At 57.8% G+C, this 204-nt stretch carries 1 protein-coding gene; it reads right to left on the reverse strand.

All coding sequences use genetic code 11. The annotated features are described in order from the left end of the window. The coding region (locus FNJ47_RS49670) for a transposase (protein ID WP_163163988.1) at window positions 1-204 on the reverse strand (204 nt) is incomplete at both ends.

The raw sequence follows: 204 nt of genomic DNA on the forward strand, positions 1-204 counted from the left end.
TCAACCGACCTTTGGTCCCGCTGCGCCAACTCACGGTTTTCCATTTGGCACTGGCCAGCATTTGTTCTGCCGCAATCGATAAGATATCGGGCACGTGGTGCTTTCGTGGTTTCCCGCGGACTTTGGTAATCGGCCAAATGAGCTTCACATCGACCGGATACACCTTCAGGTGCCGAGGGATGCCGACAGCCCAGGCCAGCCCGC

It is taken from the genome of Bradyrhizobium uaiense (genome assembly GCF_010811875.1).
GTDB lineage: Bacteria > Pseudomonadota > Alphaproteobacteria > Rhizobiales > Xanthobacteraceae > Bradyrhizobium > Bradyrhizobium uaiense.